This window comes from Ruegeria sp. ABV3_008 (assembly GCF_056161185.1).
In genome coordinates, this window is the sequence record NZ_JBSWYP010000006.1 from 185,072 (window position 1) to 201,207 (window position 16,136).

19 protein-coding genes are annotated in these 16,136 nt (G+C 59.7%); 8 read left to right on the forward strand and 11 right to left on the reverse strand.

Annotated elements, in window-relative coordinates; genetic code table 11:
- Window positions 1-177 precede the first annotated feature (177 nt).
- The gene (locus tag ACXAH8_RS12500) at window positions 178-468 is read left to right on the forward strand and encodes a hypothetical protein (RefSeq protein WP_170380432.1); all 291 of its coding nucleotides are present in this window, start codon (window positions 178-180) and stop codon (window positions 466-468) included.
- 78 nt (window positions 469-546) lie between these two features.
- Entirely contained in the window at window positions 547-1,044 is a 498-nt protein-coding gene (locus ACXAH8_RS12505) for a hypothetical protein (protein WP_475219038.1), read from the forward strand.
- A gap of 4 nt (window positions 1,045-1,048) precedes the next feature.
- Here the strand turns inward: ACXAH8_RS12505 and ACXAH8_RS12510 are convergent, their stop codons facing one another.
- The gene (locus tag ACXAH8_RS12510; RefSeq protein WP_475218859.1) at window positions 1,049-1,813 is read right to left on the reverse strand and encodes a sulfite exporter TauE/SafE family protein; all 765 of its coding nucleotides are present in this window, start codon (window positions 1,811-1,813) and stop codon (window positions 1,049-1,051) included.
- Between the two features lie 144 nt (window positions 1,814-1,957).
- Here ACXAH8_RS12510 and ACXAH8_RS12515 point away from each other — a divergent pair, with 144 nt between their 5' ends.
- The 3 genes from ACXAH8_RS12515 (at window position 1,958) to ACXAH8_RS12525 (ending at window position 4,842) form a co-directional block, all read left to right on the forward strand.
- Complete coding sequence (locus tag ACXAH8_RS12515; protein ID WP_475218861.1) at window positions 1,958-3,649, forward strand: acyl-CoA dehydrogenase family protein; 1,692 nt, start codon at window positions 1,958-1,960, stop codon at window positions 3,647-3,649.
- A 208-nt stretch (window positions 3,650-3,857) separates the two neighbouring features.
- A complete protein-coding gene (locus tag ACXAH8_RS12520; RefSeq protein ID WP_475218863.1) occupies window positions 3,858-4,406 on the forward strand; it encodes a hypothetical protein in 549 nt (182 codons plus the stop codon).
- A gap of 43 nt (window positions 4,407-4,449) precedes the next feature.
- Window positions 4,450-4,842: an META domain-containing protein gene (locus tag ACXAH8_RS12525; RefSeq protein ID WP_475218865.1), complete on the forward strand. Its 393-nt coding sequence runs from the start codon at window positions 4,450-4,452 to the stop codon at window positions 4,840-4,842.
- Here ACXAH8_RS12525 and recO read toward each other — a convergent pair.
- Complete coding sequence (gene recO / locus ACXAH8_RS12530) at window positions 4,826-5,551, reverse strand: DNA repair protein RecO (RefSeq protein ID WP_475218870.1); 726 nt, start codon at window positions 5,549-5,551, stop codon at window positions 4,826-4,828. The genes ACXAH8_RS12525 and recO overlap by 17 nt on opposite strands.
- Before the next feature lie 114 nt (window positions 5,552-5,665).
- On the opposite strand from recO, the gene ACXAH8_RS12535 reads away from it, so the two are divergent.
- Both ACXAH8_RS12535 and trhA read left to right on the forward strand, forming a co-directional pair.
- Window positions 5,666-7,963: a fatty acid cis/trans isomerase gene (locus tag ACXAH8_RS12535; RefSeq protein ID WP_475218872.1), complete on the forward strand. Its 2,298-nt coding sequence runs from the start codon at window positions 5,666-5,668 to the stop codon at window positions 7,961-7,963.
- Window positions 7,964-8,085: 122 nt separating this feature from the next.
- Complete coding sequence (gene trhA / locus ACXAH8_RS12540; RefSeq protein WP_475218875.1) at window positions 8,086-8,754, forward strand: PAQR family membrane homeostasis protein TrhA; 669 nt, start codon at window positions 8,086-8,088, stop codon at window positions 8,752-8,754.
- A gap of 7 nt (window positions 8,755-8,761) precedes the next feature.
- Here trhA and ACXAH8_RS12545 read toward each other — a convergent pair whose 3' ends face one another.
- The 3 genes from ACXAH8_RS12545 to era form a co-directional block, all read right to left on the reverse strand.
- Window positions 8,762-9,085, reverse strand: a complete 324-nt coding sequence (locus ACXAH8_RS12545) for a SemiSWEET transporter (RefSeq protein WP_170662549.1) — start codon at window positions 9,083-9,085, stop codon at window positions 8,762-8,764.
- A 103-nt stretch (window positions 9,086-9,188) separates the two neighbouring features.
- Window positions 9,189-9,518, reverse strand: coding sequence for a DUF1491 family protein (locus ACXAH8_RS12550; protein WP_170474105.1), 330 nt, complete (start codon window positions 9,516-9,518; stop codon window positions 9,189-9,191).
- On the reverse strand, window positions 9,515-10,423 hold the full coding sequence (gene era, locus ACXAH8_RS12555) for a GTPase Era (RefSeq protein WP_170681249.1): 909 nt from the start codon (window positions 10,421-10,423) through the stop codon (window positions 9,515-9,517). The genes ACXAH8_RS12550 and era overlap by 4 nt, the downstream gene beginning before the upstream one ends.
- Before the next feature lie 157 nt (window positions 10,424-10,580).
- On the opposite strand from era, the gene ACXAH8_RS12560 reads away from it, so the two are divergent.
- Entirely contained in the window at window positions 10,581-11,957 is a 1,377-nt protein-coding gene (locus tag ACXAH8_RS12560; protein ID WP_475218878.1) for a multicopper oxidase family protein, read from the forward strand.
- Window positions 11,958-12,085: 128 nt separating this feature from the next.
- Here the strand turns inward: ACXAH8_RS12560 and rnc are convergent, their stop codons facing one another.
- The 6 genes from rnc to ACXAH8_RS12590 are packed head-to-tail and all read right to left on the reverse strand — an operon-like array spanning window position 12,086 to window position 16,132.
- On the reverse strand, window positions 12,086-12,766 hold the full coding sequence (gene rnc, locus ACXAH8_RS12565) for a ribonuclease III (protein WP_170662543.1): 681 nt from the start codon (window positions 12,764-12,766) through the stop codon (window positions 12,086-12,088).
- Window positions 12,763-13,602 (reverse strand): signal peptidase I, encoded by an 840-nt coding sequence (gene lepB / locus ACXAH8_RS12570; protein WP_475218881.1) that lies wholly within the window; start codon window positions 13,600-13,602, stop codon window positions 12,763-12,765. Before lepB ends, rnc begins: the two co-directional genes overlap by 4 nt.
- A gap of 56 nt (window positions 13,603-13,658) precedes the next feature.
- Entirely contained in the window at window positions 13,659-14,078 is a 420-nt protein-coding gene (gene acpS / locus ACXAH8_RS12575) for a holo-ACP synthase (protein ID WP_170641408.1), read from the reverse strand.
- Window positions 14,075-14,698 carry a LysE family translocator gene (locus ACXAH8_RS12580; protein ID WP_475218884.1) on the reverse strand — a complete coding sequence of 208 codons (624 nt, stop codon included), beginning with the start codon at window positions 14,696-14,698 and terminating at the stop codon, window positions 14,075-14,077. Before ACXAH8_RS12580 ends, acpS begins: the two co-directional genes overlap by 4 nt.
- Complete coding sequence (locus tag ACXAH8_RS12585) at window positions 14,695-15,441, reverse strand: pyridoxine 5'-phosphate synthase (RefSeq protein WP_425085635.1); 747 nt, start codon at window positions 15,439-15,441, stop codon at window positions 14,695-14,697. Before ACXAH8_RS12585 ends, ACXAH8_RS12580 begins: the two co-directional genes overlap by 4 nt.
- Window positions 15,434-16,132 carry a DUF2062 domain-containing protein gene (locus tag ACXAH8_RS12590; RefSeq protein WP_170641414.1) on the reverse strand — a complete coding sequence of 233 codons (699 nt, stop codon included), beginning with the start codon at window positions 16,130-16,132 and terminating at the stop codon, window positions 15,434-15,436. Before ACXAH8_RS12590 ends, ACXAH8_RS12585 begins: the two co-directional genes overlap by 8 nt.
- Between the last annotated feature and the right edge of the window lie 4 nt (window positions 16,133-16,136).

Consider the following 16,136-nt stretch of genomic DNA (forward strand, 5'->3'; position numbering starts at 1 on the left):
ACCTTTGGGCAGCTCATGCGCGGACACTCACACCAGCGAATTGGGCAACCTAATCACGACGCTAGTCTAAGTAGATGGGGTAAAGTGTCAATATGAAACCAGCCAGACACCTTGGTGTTTGGACATATTTCCAGGTTTCGGCTTTGGCCGCGTTGGCACGAAAAAGACAGGTAAGATATGACCGAAATCTCGAAACTCACCGAACTTCGCAAACTCATGCAAAGCATGGAGCGTACACTGGGCCTTGAACAGCTATCTCCGGTCGAGCGCGACATTTATTACGCAGCCGAAGAGCTATCGAAAGCCGACCAAGAAGTCCGGACATTCGGCTTGATCGAACACACTCTGGTCCAGAGCGTTTCACGGCCCACCTTTTTCCGCGCGTTGAAGTCGCTGGTCGAAAAGGGTTATCTGTCGCAAAGCGGCACAGCCAATCGCGGACGGTATATCGTACATGCACCACGGTGACGCCGCGCCCCGGCAGATCAACGGCTGATCGACGTGCGCAAGTGGGCCTCGGAAACATTTTTTGCCTCTTTGGCCTATGTGATCGCATCCTTACTCACTTTTGAGGTCCTGATGCCTTTGCAGAACTTGTTCTTTCCCGAATATCCAAGTCGGGCAAGTCTGCTGTTCCTGCCACATGGCGTGCGCGTTTTATCCGCGTGGCTATTGGGCTGGAGGGCGATCTTTGCCCTTCTTCCAGGTGTTTTCATCGTTTTCGCAGCACTCGGCGGCAGCGATGTGTTCTTACCCAGTCGTATTATGGCGATGGCAATCGCCGTAACAACGGTTCCCGCGGTCTTCTATCTCTTCAAGTGGCTCGGATGGGATTTGTTCCCGCGCGCCGACCGCAAGCCCTGCTGGATCTGCATCATGGGCGTCGGCGTTGTGACCTCATTTCTGGTCTCGGGGCTGACGAACCTGGCCTTCGGCAGTGCGACCGCTGAGTACATAGCCTTTCTGATCGGAGACGTCTCGGGCCTGTTCTTCCTTATGCTCGGCCTCTATTTCGCGTTTCGCTTAGCGGACAAGAGGGCGTGATCCGCTAACCGAACAATCCACGACGGACAAGGTTTAGCCCAGCAACCAGAAGCACCAACAAGGTGATTTTCCGAAACAGAGCCTGATCAATGCGGTTCTGCAACCGCATTCCCAGCCACAACCCTGCAAGGGCTGGCAAGACCAAAACGGCCGAGAACGGCGCTGTCTCTCGGTTCAGTATCCCTGACCCGATATGTGCCACTGTCAAAGCAACAGCGCCCAAACCATAGATCACACCCTGCACTCTCAACTGCTCTTGCTTTGGGGTGTTCAGGGCCGTCAGATAAGCCACGGTCGGAGGGCCCCACACACCCGATATCCCACCGACAAAACCTGCAATCACGCCGAAGATCGCTTCTATACGCGCTGATGCTTCCTTGAGGGAAAAGGTAACCCCGAGGATCTGCAGCAGTGCAAAGGCTGTCACCGGAATGCCGATCAACATCAGGAAGGTCGAGGCCGGAACCAGCGTCACCAACTGCGCTCCGATCAGTAGAAAGATCAAACCAACGCTCAGAAAAACCCGGAAACGCCGGATCGAGGCAATGGCCGCCCGCCCCCCTTCCTGCAGCGCCTGAACACCATTGGTCACAACGGTCGAGAAGATCAGACCGGCAACAGCAAGCTCAGGCGACAGGAACATGCTCAGCCCGGAAACCAGAACCATCGGCATCGCAAAACCGACCATGCCTTTGACCCACCCGGCAAGACAGGCAATCGCGGCGGCAAGGGCAAGATCGGTCGGAGAGAGTGTGGAAAACAGTGTCATGCCGTCTAGATATCACCCTGTGCGTTCTCTGCACTGCAAAAATGCCGAGGTAATATTTGAACTTTTTCGCAGTATAATAAGTATTTTTGTTGCGCTGCACGTGCAGCATGATATGACCAGACGACGCAAAAGAGGACGTGATTCATGGCCCATGACGGACAGGATATGACCCAGATGACGACAGCTGCGATTTTGCCGGACCTTCTGGCCCTGACAAAGGCCGCTGTACCAGCGGTCGAAGCTGTATTTGAGCGCGCGCGCGATTCGGTACGGTCCATGGTCGAGGCGGACGGTCGCGTCTCGGGCGCGTTGATCGAGGCGAACCAGACAGCCGCCCACGGGCTGGCATGGCTGGCGACCTATCATCAGTCCCTCGCGCAGATGCAACGTTGGGCCGAAGCGCTTGAGGCGGACGGCAAGTTTGGCGAGATTGAGCAACTGCTGCACCAGATCGCCTTTGGTGAGTATCTGCATCAGGTCGCTGGTGGTATCCCCATGAACCAAGGCGAAGTTGTACGCTTGCAGGATCTGGGGCTGGGCTGGGACGCTCTGTCCGGGTTCCAGACTTCTGAGATCCAGACGCTGATGGCGCAGGCCAATACGCAAGCCGCGCGGTCGCGCCTAGTCGCTCTCATGGAAGACCAGGCCGGAGCCACCATGTTCGGCGCGTCGGGTCTGGACGAAGAACTTGAGATGATCCGCGACCAGTTCCGTCGCTATGCTGTCGAAAAGGTCGAACCGCACGCCCATGACTGGCACCTGAAGGACGAACTGATCCCGATCGAGGTCATCGAAGAACTGGCCGAGATGGGCGTTTTCGGCCTGACCATCCCCGAAGAGTTCGGCGGGTTCGGCCTGTCCAAAGCCTCGATGTGCGTGGTGTCCGAGGAGTTATCGCGTGGCTATATCGGCGTCGGCTCTCTGGGCACACGCTCCGAGATTGCGGCCGAGCTGATCATCGCAGGCGGCACGGATGAGCAAAAAGCAAACTGGCTACCGAAGCTGGCCAGCGCTGAGATTCTGCCGACCGCCGTGTTCACCGAACCCAACACCGGCTCGGATCTCGGCAGCCTGCGCACACGTGCGGTCAAGAACGCCGATGGCGACTATGAAATCACTGGCAACAAAACGTGGATCACTCACGCGGCGCGCACCCATGTGATGACCCTGCTGGCACGCACCAATCCTGACCGCACCGATCACCGGGGCCTGTCGATGTTCTTGGCCGAAAAGACACCGGGCACGGACGAAGCCCCTTTCCCCACCCCCGGCATGACCGGCGGTGAGATCGAGGTGCTGGGCTATCGCGGCATGAAGGAATACGAGCTGGGATTCGACGGCTTCCATGTGAAGGGTGAAAACCTTCTGGGCGGCGAAGAAGGCAAAGGCTTCAAGCAGTTGATGGAGACTTTTGAATCCGCCCGCATCCAGACCGCCGCCCGCGCCATCGGCGTTGCGCAAAGTGCGCTGGATATCGCGATGCAATATGCGCAGGACCGCAAGCAGTTTGGCAAATCGCTGATCAACTTCCCGCGCGTTTCCGGCAAGCTGGCGATGATGGCGGTAGAGATCATGATCGCGCGGCAGCTGACCTATTTCTCGGCCTGGGAAAAAGACCACGGCCAACGCTGCGATCTTGAGGCCGGCATGGCGAAGCTGTTGGGCGCACGTGTGGCCTGGGCTGCAGCCGACAACGGGCTGCAGATCCACGGTGGCAACGGCTTTGCGCTGGAATACAAGATCAGCCGCGTCCTGTGCGACGCACGTATCCTGAACATTTTCGAAGGGGCTGCCGAAATTCAGGCACAGGTCATTGCACGGCGTCTGCTGGGCTGACCGAAATTCGGCAACTTCATTTCCCCAACTGAACCCGGCGCCCGCGCCGGGTTTTTTTCTTGAATTGCTTATATTGTGCGCGGCGCTAACCGTGTGTCCCACAAAGCCAACAGAACCAATTCTGAACACTCTTCACTGCAACTTCCCCCTTCCCGATCCCGCGCAGATCACTTACACGACCTCTCGAAACCCGGACGGAGAGACGAACGTGATACGCCTGACCGCGCTGCTTGCTGCCTTGGTGATGCTGACCCTTGGGGCTTGCGCTCCGTCTTCGACTGTTACACGGGCGGATGTCGATGGGCTGGCGCTTGAGATCCGCAATCTGGGCCCCAATGTCGACCCGGCCGAGGCCCGCCGCGCCGCTGAAATCTCATACAGCTATTCGCAGCAGTTGAAGCGGGACTGGAACGTGACGGATTCGCCGATCGTTCACAACGCCAAGGTCATCAACGGCTTTCGCGACTACGGGCTGTGCAATGACTGGGCGCAGGCCATGACCCGGCGCCTGCAGCAAGAGGACTTTCGAACGCTGGATGTGCATTGGGCCACCTCTCCTCCGACCACGTTCCGCATCATCCACCATTCGGCCGCGATCAGCGCGCGGGGAGACAGCCTGAAGGACGGCGTGATCCTAGATCCCTGGCGGCAGAGCGGCGACCTGTTCTGGGGCGAGATCTCGGAAGACGACCGCTACAACTGGCGGCCCCGGCTGGAGGTGCGCGAAGAGCTGATCTCGGCAAGCGCGGGCAGCTGAGATTCCGGTTCAGCACAAACCGAAGTCGCGCTAGATTGTGCCCATGCTACGCCTGACCCTCGTTCTGCCCTTTATGGCCCTATTTCAATGCGATCGCGACGAAACCGTGGCGGCCTATGGCGCATCTGACCGGTCCTGGGTGCTGCAGGAGATTGACGGGCAGCCCTTTGAAGCCAGCGCCCTGCTGCAATTCCCCGAAGAGGGCAAAATCGCGGGCAATGCCCCCTGCAACAGCTACAATGGCACGCTGAACGCGCCCTATCCATGGTTCGAGATCAAGGACCTTGCCGCCACCCGCGCCGCCTGTGCCGCGCTTGAGGCCGAGGGAATGTATTTCGCCGCCCTGTTGGCGATGACCCAATCCGAGGTTTCGGGCGATGTTCTTATTCTGCGCAATGAGGACGGGAACGAGATGGTGTTCAAAGCCGCCGAGTAAGCCTCTCGACGAACCGCGCCCGCGCCTCGGGCAGCGGATGATGACCCAATGCAGGTGCAACACGGTGTTCCATGAAGTACCCCGTCGTGTTCAGCCCCTGCACGATCTCGGCATCCGGGGCTGTTCCTTCGCCTCGCAGACATGGCGGCAGGGGCAACAGGCGGTCGGCCCACTCCCCTGCGCCTTCAACGCTGACGGCCCGACCCGTTTTGGGCGAGACATAGACCAACCCCTCGGTCGCGCCTGTCACAGCGCAAGAGGACAGGTCGAGGCCAAAGCCCAGCTCCTCAAGCAGCGCAAGTTCCCACCGCAGATAGGCCAGTGGCCAGATCTCATCCTGCCCGAGCAGATCCATCAACTGCTCGGTCTGGCTGTAGATTGCGGGATGCGGCTCGCGCTCGGGCAGGCAAAAGGACAACAGCGACACTACGGCGTTAAGCCCCGCCAGCGCCAGCCGACCAGAGAACGCCGCCGCCGCGCGCGAGCGTAGGGGTTCGACCTGGAAGGTGCCAATATGTTCCTCAAGCCGCGCCCGCCAAAGCACGTCCAGCTGCGCGCCGGGCTGGAGAATCGGCGCAATCTTACGGCTGGTTCCCCCGCGCACCACACCCGCATGACGGCCATGAGCCTCTGTGAAGACCTCGATAATCGCGGCCGTTTCACCGTGGCGGCGCGTGGTCAGTAAGATGCCGTGATCGCGCCAGTCCAAGGCAAACTCCGGTCGGGGTTGGAAATCGGTCGCCTCACAAGAGCGTAACTGCGCGGCGGGCGCAAGCGGGATGGGGGACTCGACAAACCGGATGGGAGTGCCAAGAGTGGAGCAATGGGACAGAGGACGCCACGGCGAGCAAAATTCTGGGTAACGCTGATCGCATGGATCATCGCCCCCCTTTCCGCCTTTGCGCAGGCAGACTGGTCGCAGGTCAAGCCGGTTCTCGACAAGCGATGCGTGGTTTGCCACGGCTGCTACGACGCGCCCTGTCAGGTCAAGCTGACCTCGCCCGAGGGGCTGCTACGCGGCGGCAACAAGCTGGCGGTTTACCATTCGCAGCGTCTGGAAGATGCCCAACCCACCCGTTTGGGGCAGGATGCTACAACGGTTGAGGGGTGGCGGGATTTGGGATTCCATGCAGTTCTTCCGCAGGTACAAGGCGAGACCAGCTTACTGGAACGCTATCTGGCCTTGGGGGCCGAGAACCCTCTGCCCGCAAACGCGCCTCTGCCCGACTCGTTGGGGCTGGCGCTTGACCGCCACTTGGTCTGCCCAACCGATCAGGAGTTCGACGCCTTCCGCGAAAGTCATCCGACGGCCGGAATGCCCTATGGGACCGCGCCACTGACGGCCTCGGAGCATGAACTGTTGATGGATTGGGTGCAGAGCGGAGCAGCCTTGCCCGAGGCGGTCACGCCATTGCCGGATGATATCCAATCGCAGGTTACCGCGTGGGAAGCATTTCTGAACGCCCCCGACCCGCGCGCGCAATTGATGAACCGGTATCTGTTCGAACATCTCTTTCTGGCCCGCCTGCATTTCGAAGGCGATGACCCACGGCGGTTCTTTCAAATGGTCCGGTCCAGAACACCCAGCGGAGAAGAGATCGGCATCATCGCCACCCGCCGCCCGTTTGATGATCCCGGCGAGGGGCCGTTCTACTACCGTTTGCAACACGTCGATGAGACCATCGTCCATAAAGAACACCTGGTCTATACGCTAAGCCCTGATCGCATGGCGCGGTTTCAGGCCCTGTTCCTGCAGCCCAACTGGGCGCTGACCGACCTGCCCTCCTATGGCGATGCCGAAGGCGGAGACCCGTTCTCGACCTTCGCGGCGATCCCCGCGCGTAGCCGGTACCAATTCCTTTTGGACGATGCGCTGTTCTTTGTCCGCAGCTTTATCCGAGGCCCTGTCTGTCACGGAGAGACTGCCGTTGACGTCATCGAGGACCGGTTCTGGGTCAGTTTCCTTGACCCCGACGCAGACCTCGCGATCACCGACCCAAGCTTTCTGGCCGAGGGCGCTACGCTTCTTGAGCTGCCCGTCGCGCAGGTGGATCAAAGCCTAGGCGACCTGCACATGTTCTCGCATCAGAACCAGGCCCAGTACCTTGAGTTCCGCGATACCCGCTATCGCAACAGCCCCGCGCATCAAACCGGTTGGGGCTATGACGCGATCTGGGATGGCGAGGGCACCAACCCGAACGCCCTGATCACCGTATTTCGGCACTTCGACAACGCCTCGGCCCTGACGGGTTTTTATGGCGATATCCCGGAAACCGCCTGGGTCATCGACTATCCGGTGTTTGAACGGATCTACTATAATCTGGTCGCTGGATATGACGTGTTCGGACGTGTCGAACACCAACTGGCGACCCGCATCTACATGGACGAATTGCGCATGGAGAGTGAGGACAACTTCCTGACCTTCATGCCGCGCAATCTACGGCCGGGCATGCACGAAAACTGGTATCGGGGCGTTCTGGCCAGGTTGCACACGTTCTGGCACACCCGCCGCATCGACGACACGATGCCCACGGGGATCACATTTGAAACGAACACCCCGAAGCAGGAGTTTCTTTTGCAGCTGCTGGCCCGCAGCAATGGGTTATGGCCGCGCTCAGACCCGATCAACCGATGCGATGGTGCGGATTGCGCGCAGGACGCTCTGACAGCTCTGGCCAGCCAGACCGGGCCTTGGGTCAAGTTCCTGCCCGACCTTTCCATGCTGGTGGTCGAGACAAGCGACGAGAAGGACGAGGTTTTCACGCTGATCCACGACAAAGCCCATACCAACATAGCCTTCCTGTTTGACGAATCCGCCCGGCGAGAGCCCGAAAAAGACGTTCTGACCATTCTGCCTGAGATGATCGGAAGCTACCCAAACTTCTTCTTCAAACTGCCTGAAGCGCAATTGCCCGACTTTGTTCAGGCTGTGAAAGCGGTCGCCACGCAAGAGGACTGGATGCAGCTGGTTGCCGATTTCGGCGTGCGTCGGACCAGCGAAGATTTCTGGGCCATCAGCGATCAGATCCACGCCCGTTTTCTGCAAGACAAGCCAATTCAGGCGGGCATTCTGGACCTCAACCGATACAAGGACCCAAAGCCCGGCGAAGATCCGACCTGAGCATTGCGGATTGATGAAGAGGGGATGAAAAACACCCGCCAGCGCCGAATGCTGTGACACCCACACGAGAAGTTCAACCCGGCAGACTTGCCCAAAGGCGACAGCGGACCTACCCTTTTGCTATGCGATCTTTTGCACATATCCGGCCAGCCTATAGCCGGGCCGAGCGCATCAGTGACGGGGTTGTACATGTTCTGGGCTTGTTTCTGGCCCTCATCGCGGTTCCCATTCTGATTGTCATGACGATGTACTATCGCGCCGACCCGGACGCGGTCATGGGTGCGTCGATCTACGGAGTGACGCTGATCTTGATGCTCAGCTTTTCTGCGCTTTACAATATGATCGTCAGCGATCGGTGGTCCGAAATTTTGCGTAGACTTGATCACTCGGGCATCTATGTGAAGATCGCAGGCACTTACACGCCCTTCCTGCTGCTGTCCGGAGCGCAAGCCCCGGGGTTGATGATCGGCCTTTGGTCCTCAGCCACGCTGGGATCAGTGCTGAAAATGGTGGACCCGCACCGCTTTCGCTGGATCGGGCTCGTCTTGTATCTGGGAATGGGCTGGGCCGCCGTCTGGAGCGGGCATGCCTTGCTGGATGAGCTGCCACCCTCGGTACTCGCCCTGATGATTGCCGGAGGGGTCGTCTACACAGCAGGCGTTATCTTCTACCTGTCCGACTGGATGCCCTATCACAACACGATATGGCATGTCTTCGTACTGGCAGGCAGTGTTCTGTTCTTCGCCGCAGTATCGCTGCGGGTGTCGCTAGAGCCGCTGGTGCTGGGCTAGTGCCCGCTCAGAACGTCAGTCCCGCGTGCATCAGGATACCAACCACCATCAACAGGTTGAGGATCATCGAGATCCCATTGCCCACGTAAATCGGCAGCTTCCCGACCACCAACCCGTAGGCAAACCACAAGAATGACAGCGCAGCATAAAGCGACCAGGACAAAAGCGACTGGCCGGTGGCGTGTTGTGAATGGGTGAAAAACAGTTTGATCAGCTGCGGCAGCGTGGCAAAGGGGCCGACGACACCAATGAAGACCATGAAGCCTTCGAATCGCTGCATCCAATGACCCAGGTTCGATTTCTCAAGTTTCTCAGCGAGTGTTTCAGCCACGCCAACACCTGACCTTTTTGCGGTTTTCTCAACGATCGGACTTGCCGACCTGCCCTTCAAACTAGACGGTTTGAGCCGCCTGTCCAAGTCCCTGTAAGTGGGGCTATTCCAGCCCCTCTTCATCCAGTAAATGCCGCCCCTGCCGGTCTTCGACCTCGATCACCCAGAGATCAGGGTCAAAGCTGCGCTGGCGTTGGATGGCCTCGTCCACATCACCCTCGGCACCGCTAGAGAGTTCTACCCATTTGCGCGCGCCGCTCATCAGGTCAAAGCTGCGTTGGAAGGCCACCGCCTGCCCATCAAGCGTGTTGAGCTTGACCAGCACCGCACCCGCCGTGTTGTCGCCATGCGCCACCACAAAGGCCGGGATTTCCTGAAACCGCAGCCGTGCCAGATAGGCATGGACCCAGAAGTCTGCGGTCAGACGGGTCATGCGTTGCCGTCTTTGAAATCCAGACCCATCTCCGAGTACCTCTCCGATTCCTCCAGCCAGTTGGGCCGGACTTTGACCTGCAGGAACAGGTGAATCTTGCGGTCGAGGAACTCTTCCAGTTCGGCCCGCGCGGCTTGACTAACAGCCTTGATCGTTTCGCCTTTTTTGCCCAGCACGATGCCTTTGTGGCCGTCGCGCATGACATAGATGATCTGATCAATCCGGGCCGAGCCGTCTTTGCGCTCTTCCCAGTTCTCCGTCTCGACGGTCAGCTGATATGGCAGTTCCTGATGCAGGCGCAGGGTCAGCTTTTCGCGTGTCATCTCAGCGGCGATCATGCGCAGGGGCAGATCGGCGATTTGGTCTTCGGGATAGAGCCAAGGACCTTCGGGCAGCTCACCCGCCAGCCATTTGCGCAAATCGTCGACGCCGTGGCCTTTCTCAGCCGAGATCATGAAGGTCTCAGCAAAAGGGTAGCGAGCGTTCAAGTCGCTGGTCAGCGCCAATAGCTTCTCGGAGGGCACCTTGTCGATCTTGTTGATGGCCAGCGCGATGGTGCGGCCCTGCCCGATCTCTTCGAGACCTTCGAGGATCCGCTCGACGCCTTCGGTGATGCCGCGATGGGCCTCGATCATCAGGACAACGACATCCGCATCAGCCGCCCCACCCCACGCTGCGGCAACCATGGCACGGTCCAGACGGCGGCGGGGTTTGAAAAGGCCGGGCGTGTCCACAAAGACCAGTTGCGCGTCGCCCTCCATCGCCACGCCACGGATGCGGGCGCGGGTGGTCTGCACCTTATGCGTCACGATCGAGACCTTGGCCCCGACCATGCGGTTCAAAAGGGTGGATTTGCCTGCGTTTGGCTCTCCGATCAGGGCGATAAATCCGGCGCGTGTGGTCATGTGGTTGCGATCCTGTTTGCAAGTGCGCACCCCTATAGCAGAATGCCCGCGCAGGCCAGAGGGATTTGTCGCATTGCGGTCCGCGGAACGCAGTGAAACTGTAGCCAAACGCCACGCCGATGACAGCCAGGCGAGGATTTCATCAAAGAGGCAAATCATGAAACGTCGCGAGTTCCTTTTGGGCAGCAGCGCCGCCGCAGGAGCAATCGGGTTGGGAGGGTTCGGCCTGGCCTCGGCCGCGCCTGAATTGATCATCCAATCGGCCAGTTTTGCACTGCGCGATCAGGTGACGACCGGGATGGTCAGCCTGTCCTCTGATGCGCCGCCGCCGGTGCTGAAGGGTCGTCAGGGCGAGGCGATGCGCCTGCCGGTGCGCAACTCGACACTGGACTACACCGCGATGCATTGGCACGGGCTGCGTATTCCCAATGCGATGGACGGCGTGCCCTATCTGACCCAGATGCCAATGGGGCCGAATGAACTGTTCGACTATGAGTTCACGCCCCCCGATGCCGGAACCTATTGGTACCACCCCCATTGCATGACGATGGAGCAGATGGCCCATGGCCTGACCGGCGTGATGGTTATTGCCGAGGCCGAAGATCCCGGATTTGACAGCGAACAGGTCGTCAATCTGCGTGATTTCCGGCTGGATGACGAGGACCAGTTCTTGCCCTCGTACACCCAGCGCGGCGCTGCGCGAGCCGGGACATTCGGCAATTTACAAACCGCAAACTGGCTGGATGCGCCTGTCTATGACCACGTCTCGGGCGGGTTGGTACGACTGCGGGTGGTGAACACGGATACGACCCGGATCTATCGGCTGCATCTTGAGGGCGCCGGGGCTCGGATCATCGCATGGGACGGGCATCCGGTTGATGTCGAGGTTCCCCTGCCTAGCGCCGAGGACCCTCTGCTGGTCGGACCGGGCCAACGGGTGGATTTCGCGGTGGCGATGCCCTCAGGCGAGGGACAGATGGTGGATCTGGTCGCAAAACTGCCGGGTCAGCCGCATCGCCTGATGGCGCGTCTTCGGGCCGTAGGCGCGGATGTTGCGCGGGACTTGCGGGAGTTGAAACCACTGCCCCCAAACCCGGTAGTACGGCCTGATTTGGCCAAGGCTGAGCTACATGAGTTCGTCTTTGGCTGGACGCCCGAGGGGGGAGAGCCGAATAACGGGTTCTGTGGCTCTCTGGGATATAATTTCTGGTCAATCAACCGGACCCCTTGGGAAGGCGATGCCGCCAAGGGCATTGGCCCTCTGGCCGTTTTGGAGATGGGCAAAAGCTATGTTCTTCGGCTGCGAAACGAATCGCCGAACCTGCACCCGATCCATTTGCATGGGCTTGTGTTCACACCGTTGAAGTCGAACCTACGCAAGCTGCCGCCCTTGCTGACCGATACAATGCTACTGCTGAAGGATGAGGTGGTCGAGATCGCTCTGGTCGCGGACAATCCCGGCGACTGGGCCTTTCATTGCCATGTGATTGAGCATCAGAAAACCGGTCTGACCGGGTATATCCGCGTGGTCTAGGGATTGGATTGGCTGCGCCAATCCAACTGGGAGGGGGCCAGCCCCCTCGTCCGGATTTCATCCGGCCTCACCCCCGGGATATTTTTAGCCAGATGAAGAGCGGATCGGGTTTTGGAAGATGAACGGGGCTATTTTGGCAGCGCGTCCAGAAGGGCCTTTGCCGCCGCCTGTTCGGCCTGACGTTTTGATCCGGCGGTAGCCTGTGCCTCGGCCCCGTCCTGCAGGCGGGCGGCGATGGTGAAAACCGGGGCGTGGTCGGGGCCGCTGCGTTTGACCTCGATATAACTAGGCGGTTTCTGGCCGCGGGCCTGTGCCCATTCCTGGAGCGCGGTTTTGGCGTCGCGGGCGTCGGATTCGACTGTATGGATGCGATCGCCCCAGAGGGCGAGGATGACATCGCGAGCGGCTTCGAACCCGGCGTCGCGGTAGACGGCGGCAATCACTGCCTCCATGGCGTCGCCCAGAAGCGCCTGTTTGCGGCGCCCCCCGGACAGCATCTCGGACCGGCCGAGTTTGAGCACGGCGCCCAGATCAATCTGGCGGGCGACATCAGCGCAGGCCTCTTTACGCACCAGCGCGTTGAAACGAGGGGCCAGTTGGCCTTCGGAGGCTTTTTTGTCCGCCTCCAGCAATGCTGTTGCCATTACGAGGCCCAGAACGCGGTCGCCCAGGAATTCGAGCCGTTGGTTATCGGGCCGGGTGGCGGACGAAACCGAACCATGGGTTAGTGCCCGCACCAACAGTTCGGGGTTCGAGAATTCGTACCCCAAGCGGTGTTGAAATGCCTTTATGTCGGCCGATACCTTCAATTGACCGCCTTAAAGAAGCGGTCGCTGCGCCATGTCCAGAAGAACAGCATAGACCGGCCGGCCGACGAGAACATGATCCGATCGGCGCGACCGATCAGGTTTTCGTAAGGAACATAGCCTACACCGCCAGCAGATTGCGGCAGGCGACTGTCGGCAGAGTTATCGCGGTTGTCACCCATGAAGAAATAGTGGCCTTCGGGCACCGTGTAGATGCCGGTATTGTCGGACCCCTGATTGCCGATACTCAGCACGTCATAGGATACTCCATTGGGCAGGGTCTCAACAAAGCGCTCTTTCTCGCAGACGCCACCGATACCGACCGGACCGTTGGAGCATCGTGGACGCAAGCGTTGCGGGCCTTGCGGAGCCGCCACTTCGGTAAACACACCATCGGCTTGTTGCGGGACAGGTGTGCCGTTCAGAATGATCTGCCCCTGACGGACCTGAACGCGGTCGCCCGGCAGACCGATGAGGCGCTTGATGTAGTCACGCCCCGTCACAGGGTGACGGAAGACGATCACATCGCCGCGCTCGGGCTCTCCGCCCCAGATGCGGGTATTGTCGTCACCCGGAAGCCAGCCGCAGATATCCTCGGCGTCGATATCCAGACCGACACTGGGGATGATCAGGCTGGGGCAGGAGGCGTAGGAGTAACCGTAGGCCATCTTATTGACGAACAGGAAATCGCCGATCAGCAGGGTCTGCTTCATTGAGCCGGAGGGGATCCAGAAGGGCTGGAAGAACAGGGTGCGGAAAACGCCTGCGATCAACAGGGCGTAGACAATGGTTTTGATCGTCTCCCAGATGGGATTTCCGGTTTTGACGTCCTCGGCCATACTGCTCTCTACTCCTTGGTGTGTTGGGTGCTACATGCGGGCCATGCGGGGGCAAGTCAAGGCTGCGTACCGGCTTCTTGAAGCGGGCGCGCCTCGATCACCACAAAGGCCTGCGCCCAGGGGTGGTCATCGGTCAGGGTGACGTGGATGATCGCCTCATGACCCTCCGGCGTCATCTGGCGCAGCCGGTCGGCGGCCCAGCCGGTTACATGCATCACGGGCTGGCCCGTGTGCAGATTGCTGACCGCCATGTCCTTCCACGCGATGCCCATGCGCAGACCGGTGCCCAATGCCTTGGAACAAGCCTCTTTCGCGGCCCAGCGTTTGGCATAGGTACCCGCAGTGTCGTGGCGACGTTCGGCTTTGCGCTGCTCGGTCTCGGTGAACACGCGATTGCGGAAACGGTCGCCGAAACGGTCGAGCGTGCGCTGAATCCGCTCGATATTCGCGAGGTCTGTGCCAACGCCGAGGATCACGACAACCGCACCGTCAAAATCTTATAGCTGGCGACGCCGAAGAACCCCGCAAAGGCAAAATCGAACCAGCGGCGAGCGCGCCGGTAGGCGCTGACCATACGCGCCGAGGAAAACAGGAAGGCGTAACCGATGAAGATCAGCAACGATCCTGCATAGAGCAGGCCAAAATATCCCAACAACACCCAAAGGCTGGCATCATTTGGGGCCACGATCGCATAGATCGATCCCCAGCTGAGGATGGCTTTGGGGTTCGTCAGGTGAATGGCTGCACCTTTCGCAAAGATCGTGCGCAGCGACCCGGTGACTGGCTTACCCAATGGTACCTCACCGGCGGTCATCGCGCGGCGCAGGGCCTTGAAAGCCAGCCAGCCCAGATAGGCGACACCAAAGTAACGGATCACCTCGAAGACCCAGACATTGGCGAGCATGATCGCCGACAGGCCCAGCGCGGCGGCGATACCCCAAGCAGCGGAGCCCACGCAAATGCCAAGCGCAAAGACCAGCCCTGCGCGGCGACCTTCAGTCATAGCTGTACCGGCAATGCCCATGGTGGCTGGGCCGGGTGAACCACCCGCCATCAACCAGGCAAACCAGATCGCTATGAAAGCAGGCGTGATCAAGCCCGCGCCTCATCCATCAGGCGGCGCATTTCCTGAATGGCGGGGGTGAGGCCCAGAAAGATCGACTCGCCGATCAGGAAGTGGCCGATGTTCAACTCGCGCACCTCGGGGAAGGCCGCTACAGGTTTCACCGTCTCATAGGTCAACCCATGGCCCGCATGGACTTCGAGGCCCAGCGAATGGGCAAACGTCGACATTTGGCGCAGGCTTTCCAGCTCACGCTCGGCGTCTTCCATGCGGCCTTCGGCGAAGGCATCGCAATAGGCGCCTGTGTGTAGCTCGATTACCTCGGCGCCGATGCGATGGGCGGCCTCGATCTGGCGTTGGTCGGCGGCTATGAAGATCGACACGCGACAACCGACATCGCGAAGCGGAGCAATGAAATGGGCCAGTTTGTTTTCCTCGCGCGCGACTTCGAGCCCGCCTTCGGTGGTGCGTTCCTCGCGCTTTTCCGGCACGATACAGACCGCATGAGGTTTGTGCCGAAGGGCGATCTTCTGCATCTCGTCAGTGGCCGCCATCTCAAAGTTCAGCGGAACCGAGAGGACGTCCATCAACCCGTCGATATCAGCGTCCGAGATGTGACGGCGGTCTTCGCGCAGATGCGCCGTGATGCCATCAGCCCCGGCCTCTTCAGCCAGCTTGGCGGCGCGCAGCGGGTCGGGGTAAGCCCCTCCGCGTGCGTTACGCACAGTTGCGACGTGGTCGATATTCACACCAAGACGCAGATAAGTGTCAGACATCGCGCGATTCCTTTTTCACGGTTTGAGCTGAAGCTAGTGCCTTTTCCACCGAAGTGTCAGCCTCGGTTTCGGCAAGACGTTTGATTTCTTCGAATTTGGCTTTGATCCGTGCGCGGCGGCGCTGTTGATAGGTGCGGATCAGCGGCAGGCTGAGGTAAAAGCAGATTACCCCCGCCAGCAGACCGGGAAGAATGCCGCCGATCATATAGGGGTAGAATACCTCGCGGTAGAAAAGGCCCAGGCCGTGCCAATCTGCGACGCGGTCAGTGAACATGGCGAGAAAGTTGTTCTTCAGATCGCCCATCGCATCCGCGAATTTCCCCATCAGGCCGCGGGTTTCGCTTTTCTCGAATTCGGTACCCAGAAGGAAATGCCCCGTCTGCAGGCAGATGACGCCTATCGGAACATAGGTCAGCGGATTGCCGAAGAACGTGCCGCTGAGGGCGGCCACGATATTGCCGTTGAGCAGGCGCGCGCCGATGGCAGCGACCAGAAAATGCAGGCCATAGAAGGGGGTAAATGCTGCAAATACCCCTGCCCCGATACCGCGTGCGATCCGCTCGGGCGAGTCCGGCAAACGGCGAACGCGATGTTTGACATAGTGAAAGGCGCGAGTCCATCCGCCACGTGGATAGACAAACTCAGATGCGGCCTGAATGGGAGAGCGTCGATCTCGGCGCTTGAAAACCACTCCT